At 43.1% G+C, this 9,989-nt stretch carries 8 protein-coding genes; 5 read left to right on the top strand and 3 right to left on the bottom strand.

From position 1 onward, the window contains the following. Positions 1 to 162 precede the first annotated feature (162 nt). Together PLH26_RS12510 and PLH26_RS12505 are read right to left on the bottom strand one after the other, a co-directional pair. Positions 163 to 1,482, bottom strand: a complete 1,320-nt coding sequence (locus PLH26_RS12510) for a citrate (Si)-synthase, eukaryotic (RefSeq protein ID WP_324586361.1) — start codon at positions 1,480 to 1,482, stop codon at positions 163 to 165. A gap of 116 nt (positions 1,483 to 1,598) precedes the next feature. Next, positions 1,599 to 2,678, bottom strand: coding sequence for an LptF/LptG family permease (locus PLH26_RS12505; protein ID WP_324586360.1), 1,080 nt, complete (start codon positions 2,676 to 2,678; stop codon positions 1,599 to 1,601). Between the two features lie 276 nt (positions 2,679 to 2,954). Between PLH26_RS12505 and PLH26_RS12500 the strand changes: the two genes are divergently transcribed. Next, a complete protein-coding gene (locus PLH26_RS12500) occupies positions 2,955 to 3,578 on the top strand; it encodes a carboxylesterase family protein (RefSeq protein WP_324586359.1) in 624 nt (207 codons plus the stop codon). Between the two features lie 528 nt (positions 3,579 to 4,106). Here the strand turns inward: PLH26_RS12500 and tgt are convergent. Beyond that, a complete protein-coding gene (gene tgt, locus PLH26_RS12495; protein ID WP_324586358.1) occupies positions 4,107 to 5,246 on the bottom strand; it encodes a tRNA guanosine(34) transglycosylase Tgt in 1,140 nt (379 codons plus the stop codon). A gap of 72 nt (positions 5,247 to 5,318) precedes the next feature. Between tgt and PLH26_RS12490 the strand changes: the two genes are divergently transcribed. The 4 genes from PLH26_RS12490 (at position 5,319) to PLH26_RS12475 (ending at position 9,716) form a co-directional block, all read left to right on the top strand. Next, the gene (locus PLH26_RS12490) at positions 5,319 to 6,443 is read left to right on the top strand and encodes a glycosyltransferase (RefSeq protein ID WP_324586357.1); all 1,125 of its coding nucleotides are present in this window, start codon (positions 5,319 to 5,321) and stop codon (positions 6,441 to 6,443) included. After that, positions 6,413 to 7,057 carry a 16S rRNA (guanine(527)-N(7))-methyltransferase RsmG gene (gene rsmG, locus PLH26_RS12485; protein WP_324586356.1) on the top strand — a complete coding sequence of 215 codons (645 nt, stop codon included), beginning with the start codon at positions 6,413 to 6,415 and terminating at the stop codon, positions 7,055 to 7,057. The genes PLH26_RS12490 and rsmG overlap by 31 nt, the downstream gene beginning before the upstream one ends. A 60-nt stretch (positions 7,058 to 7,117) precedes the next feature. Continuing rightward, positions 7,118 to 9,022: a sensor histidine kinase gene (locus PLH26_RS12480; protein WP_324586355.1), complete on the top strand. Its 1,905-nt coding sequence runs from the start codon at positions 7,118 to 7,120 to the stop codon at positions 9,020 to 9,022. 64 nt (positions 9,023 to 9,086) lie between these two features. Then, a complete protein-coding gene (locus PLH26_RS12475) occupies positions 9,087 to 9,716 on the top strand; it encodes a response regulator (protein WP_324586354.1) in 630 nt (209 codons plus the stop codon). Positions 9,717 to 9,989: the final 273 nt, after the last annotated feature.

Here is a 9,989-nt window from a genome sequence, read left to right as displayed (position 1 = left end):
AACCGGTGACCTTCCCGCAAGGATGCGGAACGCTCTGACCAGCTGAGCTAAACCCCCATTTATAAGGGATTGCAAATATAGAACGCCGGGGCTTTCCATCAAAATAAAAAACCAGACAAAGAACTGCCTGGCTGTATTAGTACCCAAAAAGTCTTCTTAACGTTACAATTTTTTTTCTTTCCCTTCAATCCATTTTTTTACCAGTGCCGTGGTAACAGATTTGGGGCGCTCTATCGGGAGTCCCAAAGCCCTGTCCCAGCACAAATTGGCCAATACACCCAGAGATCGGCTTACCCCAAACAATACGGTATAGAATTCATATTCTACTAACCCGTAATGAACAAGCAGGGCACCGCTGTGTGCATCAACATTCGGCCAGGGATTTTTTACTTTGCCCAATGATTTTAATATTTCGGGAACCACTTCATATACCCGCCATACCGTATTCACAAGGGGATCGTTTGGCATGTGCTTTTTACCAAATTCCATCTGAGCCGAAAACCGGGGATCTGTTTTACGCAATACAGCGTGGCCGTAACCCGGTACTACTTTTCCTTCTTTAAGCGTTTTTTTTACATATCTTTCTATTTGTGCTTTGGTAGGCAGCTCCACACCCAACTCGTCACGCATTTCATATATCCATTTTATTACTTCCTGGTTTGCGAGTCCGTGTAAAGGACCGGCAAGCCCGTTCATACCTGCCGCAAGGCTCAGATAAGGATCACTCAGGGCAGAACCTACCAAATGTGTTGTATGTGCCGACACATTACCTCCCTCATGATCGGCATGAATGGTCATGTAGAGACGCATCAGCTCTTTAAAACTGTCGTCTTCAAAACCCAGCATGTGGGCAAAATTTCCTGACCAGTCCAGCAACCCGTCGGGCTGTATATGCTTTTCATCTTTATATTTGCGGCGATAGATATATGCGGCTACCCTGGGCAGCCGGGCTATAAGGTTCATCGCGTCGTCATATACTGCTTCCCAGTAATCTTTTTTATTGAGCCCTTCACTGTATTTGCGCACAAAGATACTTTCGGTTTGCAACGCCATAATCGCCGCTACAAACTGCGTCATCGGATGGGAAGATTTAGGCAGGGCTTCTATAGCATCAAAAACATGATTGGGAACATGTGAGCGGCGCTGCCAGGCATTGGTAATATCATTAACATCGTTTTCGGTTGGCAGCTCACCAATCAGCATCAGGTAAAACAATCCTTCGGGCAGGGGTTCGTTTCCATTAGCCGCCTTGGGAAGTTTTTTCTGCAATTCGGGAATTGAAAACCCTCTGAAACGGATCCCTTCTCTGGCATCAAGCAAAGAGGTTTCGCTCACCAGCCCTGTTATACCTCTCATACCCTGGTAAATCTGGGAAAGCATCACCTCTCCTATTTTTTTATTGCCATGTTCCTTAAGAATATCTTTGATCTCAGCAGATAACTCATCAGCTTTCGCTTTAAACCTTTCTTTTATCGTTGCCATATAATAAAAAATGTTTTGAAATGATTCCCCGATTGCATATTAAGCAGGGCTACAAGAGCGCTAAAGTTAGCTAAAACACGGCTAAAAGCTGTCAAAAATCCGATGTTTCAAATAATTTATTTAGGCGCCTTTCGGTAAAGATACCAGGTAAGTAACCCAAACAATAAATTGGGCAACCATGCGGCAATAATGGGCGGAAGATTTCCCTTAACACTGAAAATAGTAGAAAACCGGTCGAGCAATATAAATAAAGCGGCAATAGCAAATCCGGCAGCAAGGTGGATACCGCTACCCCCTCTTATTTTACGGGACGCCAGTATAGCGCCTATTAATGTAAGAATAATAACAGTTACGGGCGTGGCATCCCTGCGGTACAATTCAACCTCCAGGTCATTGGTGCCTTCCGATCCGCGCAATTTTTCCATATGTACCATGTGCCGGAGCTCTTCCGTGGTAAGCCTGCTTTTTATGTACTCATCGCGTTTTAAATCATCGGGGGTAAAATTAAAATCCATACGCATTGCAGTATCCTGCTTTACTTCTTCGTGCAGCCCGTTGATTTTTCTTTCTATTACGCCCGTTAATTTCCATTTTTTTTGAGCGGCGTCCCAGGCAATATTATTTGCTCTCAGGTTATATGCAACTTTTGTTCCGTTTAACCTGTCCATAAAAAACCCGCTGCCGCTCTTTGAAGCAGTATCGTAGTAACGGATGCCGCAATACGAAACCGAGTCAATACGCATATAAATATTGTTACTGCTGCTGTATTGCCCCGGTGATTTAATATATTTCAGCTCGAATGCAGTGCGTATTTCGTTGGCCCGGGGTACAAAAGTGCGGTTGCCAAACCAGAGCAGGATCGCCAGCAAGATGCCGCCCAGCAAATAGGGCTTTAATAAGCGGTTAAAACTGGTGCCGCTGGCCAAAATGGCTATGATTTCTGAACGGTTAGCCAGGCGAGAAGTAAAAAAAATAACGGCTATAAAAGTAAAAAGAGGGAACAAAAACGAAACGATGAATGGCACAAAACCTACATAGTAATGTATCATTACAAATTTGGCAGAAAGATCGGCTTTGGCAAAATCGTCCGTTTTTTCGCTGATATCCACTACCACAGAAATAGCGGTAAACAGCAGAATGCAATAAATGAAAGTGAAAATAAAATCCTTAAATATGTACCAGTCTATTTTTTTCATGCAGATGCCCCGCGGCTGAACGTTAAAAATGTCTGTAATGGCCAAAAGTAAATTAAAACTCTAATAAGAACTTTGTATCTTTCTGTTATGAAAAATATTCACAATAGTTTCAAATTCTTTCCCTTCTTTTTTCTTTTTTTTATCTCCCCCTGTCTGGTAAACGGGCAGGCACCTGACCCGGATTTATTTGAGCGGCAACTTTTCTTACAGGGCGATGACACACTCCCCTGCAGGATACTATCCCCCCTTCATTTTTCTGCTGAAAAAAAATATCCTTTGATTGTTTTTTTACACGGCTCCGGCGAACGGGGCAACGACAATGAGGCTCAGCTCACCTGGGGGGATTCTCTTTTCCTCGATTCTGCAAACAGGGAAAAGTTTCCGGCAATAGTCGTTTTTCCGCAATGTCCTGCAGATTCATCGTGGAGTGTGCGGGTGAAAAATAAAGCTACGGATTCATCAGGGATATACCGGTTCCCTATGAATATGCCGCCTACCCGGCCTTTGCAAATGGTGATGGATTTTATTGACACCCTGGTCAACAGCGGGATTGTTGATCCAAAGCGGATTTATATTGGCGGGCTTTCAATGGGTGGCTTTGGAACATTCGAAATATTATGGCGCAGGCCGGCATTGTTTGCGGCTGCATTTCCCATATGCGGCGGAGGAAATCCGGCAAGTGCAAAGCTTTACGGAAAGCATTTTCCCATATGGGTTTTTCATGGTACAGATGATGATGCTGTGCCTGTAGCCAACTCACGCAATATGGTCGGCGCACTAAAAGAAGCCGGAGCTAAAGTAAAATATACCGAATACCCGGGCGTAAAACACAATAGCTGGATAAACGCTTTTGCCGAACCTACACTATTATCATGGCTGTTTGAGCAGAAACGGAATTAGCTGCCGGCTTTGAGCAATCAGCCTTGAGCTTTGAGCATTCAGCTATCGGCATTCAGCTTTCAGCTTAAGGTATAAATGCAGGAAGAGTATAAGATATAGGGAATAGGGTGATACTGTCTTGTCTTTCACTTTTCACGCTCCTGCAGCTCTGAACCATCAGCTTTCAGAGTAGCATACTAACGATGAGCGGATAACCCGTTGACGAAACATTCACTATTCACTATTCAATGTCGTTTCCTTAATAATAATCAGTGTGAATTCTGTGACAATAAATTTTATCACTCCCATCACCTTGCGTACCTACGGCACGCGTTAAACAACTTTTAATCATATCTACCAACCTTACATCCCTATGGGATGTAGCTGCTGTCCATTATATTGTCTCCATCATAGCTTAAGGAAAGGACATTGATTCACTATTCACTGTTCACTATTCACACACTTCACCTCTCACCTCGGTAAAGGCATAAGTAGTAAGTAGTAAGATCACGCTCACTTCTCACTTCTCACCATTCACCTCCCCCCTCCTCATCTCCTCACCTTAAACTGCTCTGTGCTGCTTCTCTTCCAGCTCGTGAAGTCGCCTGCTTCAATGTGTTTCCGGGCTTCAGTAACCACATGAAGATAAAAGGCCAGGTTGTGTATGCTGGCTATGGTAAGTCCTGATATTTCTTTTGATTTGATAAGATGCCGCAGGTAGGCTTTACTGTAATAATTACTGGTTTCACACGCAATGCCATCGTCAATTGGCGAGTAATCCTTCTCCCATTTTTTATTATCAATATTGATGATGCCTTTTGACGTAAACAACATGGCATTGCGCCCGTTACGGGTAGGCATAACACAGTCAAACATATCTATCCCGAGGGCTATACATTCCAGTATATTCCACGGCGTGCCTACGCCCATCAGGTAACGTGGCTTATTTGCCGGAAGGTTATCGCAGCATAAACCACACAGGTCATACATCATGCTTTCGGGTTCCCCTACACTCAAGCCTCCGATGGCATTCCCTGCTGCATTCTTTGAGCTTATATAATCGCATGATGCTTTTCTGAGATCAGCATAGGTTCCGCCCTGAACAATAGGAAAGAGGTTTTGTGTGTACCCATATTTCCCTTCCGTTTCTTTTACCCGCTCAAAACACCTGTCTAACCACCGGTGCGTAAGCTGCATAGACTGCTGTGCATAAGCATACTCGCTCGGATAAGGCGGACACTCATCGAACGCCATAATGATATCAGCGCCTATGCTACGCTGTATGTCCATTACTTTTTCGGGCGTAAATAAATGCCTGCTGCCGTCAATATGGCTTTGGAACATAACCCCCTCTTCATTTATTTTACGCGTTCCCGCCAGCGAAAAAACCTGGTAACCGCCACTGTCTGTCAACAGTGGTTGCTGCCAGTTCATAAACCGGTGCAATCCTCCGGCTTCTTCCAGCACTTCAATACCCGGCCGCAGGTACAAGTGATAAGTATTTCCCAAAATGATCTTTGCCCCCACTTCCTTTTCCAACTGGCTTTGGGTAAGGGCTTTTACGCTCCCCCCTGTTCCTACCGGCATAAAAATGGGTGTGGGAATAACCCCATGTTCTGTAACAATACTCCCTGTTCTGGCCCCCGATAACGCGTCTTTCCGGCCTATTTCAAACTTCAATGCAGCCATAACTTTTCAACATATTTTGTCGTTAAAATAAATCCATAATAACAAATCTTTCTATTTCTTACCTTCGCCGCCATGATGGAAAAAACTGACTGGTCGTTAATGGTATTTGGGGCCTTTTGCTGCATTACTTTCATCCAGATCATTTATTACCTTTATTTCTTCAGAAGGCTGGCATTTCACCGCCCGGATTCCTCCGTATCATACCATCAGCAACCTGTTTCCGTAATTGTTTGTGCCCGCGATGAAGCCGCAAATTTAGCTAAAAATCTTCCCGGTTTGCTGGTCCAGGAATTTACCGATACACACGAGCTCATTTTAGTAAACGATAATTCATTAGATGAATCCAAATACCTGCTGGAAGCGCTGCAGAAGGATTTTGCACAGTTGCATATTATTGAGCTGAAGCAGGAGGCTAAGTTCATTCACGGTAAAAAATTCCCTTTATCAATGGGCATTAAAACTGCAAAGCACGATGTTGTGCTTTTAACCGATGCCGATTGTGTTCCCGCGAGTGAGTTCTGGATGCACAAAATGATTGCTCCTTTTGAGCCGGGAACAGAAATTGTATTGGGGTACGGCGCCTATTATAAAAGAAAGGGCTTTTTGAATAAGATTATCCGTTTCGAGACCTTCCACACAGGACTGCAATATCTTTCCTACGCCCTGGCGGGATTGCCCTACATGGGAACCGGCAGGAACCTGGCCTATAAAAAGAATGTGTTCTTTCGCAATAAAGGATTTTCCGCACACAACCATTTACCGGGAGGCGATGACGATTTGTTCATTAATGCTACTGCCAATGCCCGCAACACGAAAGTTGTGGTAGATAAAGAAGCTTTTACACTTTCCGAGCCTAAAAAAACATGGAAAGACTGGCGCAATCAAAAACAAAGGCATTTTACCACAGCCAGGCTCTATAAAACCAAACACCGGATTTTGCTCGGCTTATACGCCCTCACCCATTTCTTATTTTATCCGTCATTTATTGCGGCGCTTTTCTTTTTTCGCTGGGAATGGGTTATGGGAGTATTTTTATTGCGCTTCATTATACAAGCTGTCATTTGGTATAAAGCCATGGTGAAACTGGATGAAAGAGACCTTTGGAAATGGTTTTGGGCCTTTGATATTTTTATGCTTTTTTACTATCTCATTTTTACTCCTGCATTATGGAAGAAGCCCCGGGTAACCTGGAAGTGATCACCCGCTATTTTACTGATTTTTCCGGACTGCAAATAAGCAGGTTCATTGCGCTTGACCGGGTATATAAAGAATGGAATGAGAAGATCAATGTCATTTCCCGCAAGGATATTGATTCGTTGTACGAAAAGCACGTGCTGCACTCGCTTGCCATTGCATCGGTCTTTAAATTTGCCACTGGCAGTGAAATTATTGACATTGGAACGGGAGGCGGGTTTCCCGGGATACCCCTGGCTATTGCTTTTCCGGATGTTCAGTTTCACCTGGTTGATTCGATCGGCAAAAAATTAAAAGTAGTAAATGAAGTAGTTCAGGCATTGCAATTAAAAAATGTGACCACGCAGCATATACGTGCGGAAGAAATCAAAAACAGGAAATTTGATTTCGCGGTAAGTCGCGCCGTTGCCTCTTTAAAAAACCTGTGGCAGTGGAGCCGTCCCCTGCTAAGCAACAAAAAAAAGACAGAGGGTTTCAAAAACGGACTGATCTGCATGAAGGGGGGTGATCTTACACAGGAGATCCATGAAAGCGGGCTCAAGCCGCACATCCGGGAGATATCCGGCTTATTTAAAGAACCCTTTTTCAGGGAGAAATACCTGCTCTATATTTGTTGAATAATGTGAAATAAATCCTTTAAATTACAGCACAGCTCATTTTGCTTAAAATCAATCTGCTTGTTGTTAAAAAGAGTTGCGACCGCCATTGCTTTTCTTTTGTGCTGGAGTTTTGCCACGGCACAACCTGCTGATTTTATTGACCTGGGAAAGATCAGTGAGTATGACACCGTGTTAAGACGCTTGTGTTATTTTACAGACTATTCCAAACAAAGATCCATTGAAAGTATTGCCCCGGGTGAATTTGTTCATCCAGGCGAGAAATTTCCTGTCGATAAAACACGTCTGGATGCCCGCTATTTTATGAAGCTGTCGGTAACCAACAGCAGTCTGCAGGATACATTTTGGCTATATATGGGCAGGGCTCAGCATTATATCATGTATGAGTACGACAGCACTACAGCAACAATGAAAGCTCTTGACAATCAGTTTGGTTCGTTTTCCTACCCCGTATTCAATAAGGTTCCGTATGCTTTTTTTGTAGTGAAAAAGGGAACGTATAAAACATTTTATATCCGGGCCGATATCAATTTTTATAACTGGCATCAGTTTGACCCCTTAATATTATTACCTCAGGAGCAAACTGCCTTCACTTTCAATCATTTTGTACGTCCCAACCGGCTGTACGTTTACATCACCATTGCGCTGCTCGGCATTATGTTCAGCATGTTCGCGTATACACTCACTATTTTTATTCAAACGCTTAAAACTGAATACCTGTATTACTCCGGCGCAATGTTCGTTTTTGTGGTTTATTTTTTACTCAGGCTGCTCAATCTGTTTATATTCGACGACCTCTATTATTTTTTTTACGACTTCAGATACCAGGTTTTGCAATTGAGCGGCAATGCACTCATTTTGCTTTTTATTTCCTCTTTCTTTGCCTTAAGGAATAAATTTCCGGACCTGCACAAACATTTCATGATACTTATAGTGGTTCAATTCATTTTTTTAACCATCAGTCTTCCGCTTACGTATACCAACCGGTATAATTATATTGCAAATATTGCCTTCGATACCATAAGAATGATCGTATTGCTGTATGCAGCCTGCCTCATCTCAATATTAACAATCCGGAAAAAAAACAAAGAGATAAAATATGTAGCTACCGGCGCATTCATAGCTATCCTGCTTTCCGGTACAGCGCTCTATACCGACAGATGGAGTGAGTATGATTATCATTTTTTCAGGCATGCCGGCATACCGGTTTTGGTCTTTATGCTTGGCATATTGCTCCAGATGCTGCTTTTTATGCAGGGATTATTTTACAGGGCAAGAATGCAGGAAGCCCAACGCATAAGAGCAGTGGAGAAGCTGCAGCTCGAAAACGACAGAAAGGAACTTGAAAAGTATAAAGCGATCATGGATGCAAGGGACAAAGAAAGAAACCGGATCTCACAGGAGATACACGACGATATAGGATCGGGACTTACTTCTATAAGGCTTTTGAGCGAAATTGCGAAAGCCAAAAGCGCAGAGGATGATAGTAAAGAACTTGAAAAGATCTCAGAAACATCGAATATATTGATCGACAAAATGAACGAAATTATATGGACCTTAAATTCAAGGAATGATACGTTGCCTAACCTGGTAGCCTACCTCCGGCGCCTGATCGTAGAATACTTTGAACCCACCTCATTTCAGTTGCACATTACAACTCCCGATACTATACCCGAAATAATTGTGAGCGGAAAAATCCGCCGCAATATCCTGCTTTCAGTAAAAGAGGCGCTGCATAATATAGTAAAGCATTCGCAGGCTACACAGGTAAGTATACAGTTTACCGGCGGTGACTTTTTCTCTGTTTCCATAACAGACAATGGCATTGGCTTTAACCCTTCTGCCACCCTCACTTATAACAACGGATTGCTTAATATGAAAGACAGGCTCTCGGCAGTTGGCGGATCCTGCATCATTTCACCTTATAACGGCACATCTGTTATATTAAGCGTACCTTTAACCTGATACCCGATTTGGGGTACGGGTTTTTCGTCAAATAACCTTTAGCTTTACTGTTTATTTACTTTACATGGATACGATTTCTGTTTGCATTGTGGAAGATAATGATGATATACGGCAGGCACTGGAACAGATTATTATGATGGCCCGGGGATACGAGTTCAGGGGGTCTTTTATCAGCGCCGAAAGCGCTATTTACGGTATCCCCGAACTGAAGCCGAACGTGGTGCTGATGGATATCAATTTAGGTGGTATGAGTGGCATTGATTGCGTAAGAGAATTAAAGCCCAAAAATCCTGACATATTGTTTATGATGTGCACTGTGTATGAAGAGGATGAAAAAATATTTGAAGCGCTTGCTGCAGGAGCCAACGGATATATCTTAAAAAAGACCGCCCCCGGTAAATTACTGGAATCCATTCGTGAACTGGCCGATGGCGGTGCGCCAATGAGCAGCCAGATAGCAAGAAAGGTAGTTGCAGTTTTCCAGGAAAAGAATCCTTCTTCCGGACTACTGAATAATTTGTCTAACCGGGAGCACGAAATCCTTCAACTGCTTGCCAAAGGAATGTTGTATAAGGAAATTTCAACAAAGCTTGGTATTGCACAGGAAACCGTGCGAAAACATGTATATCATATTTATGAAAAGCTGCACGTCAATAACCGTGTTGAGGCAGTAAACAAATACTTTGGACGGTAACTCCGGTCATTTTCCTAACCCATGTTAAATTGAAAAACCGTTTCGGCAACCGGAGCGGTTTTTTATTTCGGGCAGATGTGTTGAAACAAAGAATTGAATACATATAGCGAATGCAAATCCTGTGTGTACCTATCTGCCCTATGATACTATGTGTTTAAAATAACAACTGAACACATAGGCGCATAGGAACATAGAACACAATAGCAGACGAAGAAAACCCTGTGTGTACCTATCTGCCCTATGATACTATGTGTTTAAAATAACAACTGAACA

The organism is Agriterribacter sp. (assembly GCF_035444585.1).
GTDB lineage: Bacteria > Bacteroidota > Bacteroidia > Chitinophagales > Chitinophagaceae > Agriterribacter.
The sequence above is the reverse complement of the archived record's forward strand: the minus strand, read 5'-3'. Positions and strand labels throughout refer to the sequence as shown.